Annotated in this window: 1 protein-coding gene; it reads right to left on the reverse strand. The window is 34.6% G+C overall.

The window, feature by feature from the left end:
- A protein-coding gene (locus tag I7822_RS29410; RefSeq protein WP_207982558.1) for an IS3 family transposase occupies positions 1 to 1,153 on the reverse strand; the annotation gives its coding sequence in 2 pieces (ribosomal slippage) (positions 1 to 877 and positions 877 to 1,153; 1,154 coding nt annotated over the 2 pieces). This gene is flagged as partial in the annotation.
- Positions 1,154 to 1,239: the final 86 nt, after the last annotated feature.

Here is a 1,239-nt window from a genome sequence, read left to right on the forward strand (position 1 = left end):
TGTTCTCCAAACTCTATTGGAGACTGGTAGTTTAATTTTGCCTGAATTCGTATTTGATTATAATAATACATGTATTGATTTACGATTTGCACTACTTTAGAATTAGATATAGATGCTCTTCTTAGAGTGTTGAATCCTTCCGACTTTAGCGAGGAGTGAAAGGATTCTATGACGGCATTATCATGGCAGTTTCCTTTGCGAGACATGCTTGTGATAATGCCTTTTTCTTTGGCTAAATTCTGATATTCGTAAGATGTGTAGACAGAGCCCTGATCACTGTGTAAAATGACTCCTTCTGGTTTCCGTTTTACTATAGCTGACTTTAATGTATCTATAACCAAAGAAACTTCTTGGCTAGTACCGATGGTATAGGCTACGATCTCATTATTATATAGATCTATAATTGTTGATAGGTACAACATATTTGAGCCATACGGTAAATAGGTAATGTCTGTAACCCATTTTTCATTTGGTTTAGTTGCAGTAAACCTTCGCTGAAGGAGATTTTTCACAACGATATTACTCACCCCATTAATATAGTTTTGACGTTTCATCTTCACTTGGCATTGTAAATCATATTTCTGCATAATCTTTTGGACCGTTTTACGGTTTAAGGTGATATTGTATTTTCTCTTTAAAACAGCTTTAATTTTTCTATGGCCATAACGAAAATAATGAGCTTTACATACTTGGATAATTATCTTTTCAATAGAAGTTGGCTCAGTAGAAGAGTATTTCTTCCTCCAACGGTAATATGTAGCCTTTGGAACCTCTAATACAGCCAGTATATCAATAATTTTATAGTAAGGAGATAACTCGTTTACTAATTTAATTACGACTCTCGGCTCCAACTCCTCTCGATTTCTTTGTACTTTTTTAAGATTTCCAGCTGCATTTGTAATTGTCTATTATTAATCTGTAGCTTCTCCAACTCACTTAATTCAACTGGACCTTTTCCATATGTGTATTGCTTACCTACTGGTTGAACAAATCGATGTGTTTCCCCATTCTTATACCATCTAACCCATGTTTCTACTTGGGTCTTATTTTTAATACCTAATGTCTCCATTATTTCCTTTGTAGATATTCCTGATTGTTTCATCTCAACAGCTTTCCATTTAATTTCCTCTGGATAAGGGATTCTTGTACCCATAAGAAAAACACCTCCGCTAGAATCATATTGATTAAATACGACTCAGGAGGTGTTTTTTCCTTGTCTCACTTTATGGGGTCACTTCA

This window comes from Metabacillus bambusae, assembly GCF_017497975.1.
GTDB classification, from domain to species: Bacteria; Bacillota; Bacilli; order Bacillales; family Bacillaceae; genus Metabacillus; species Metabacillus bambusae.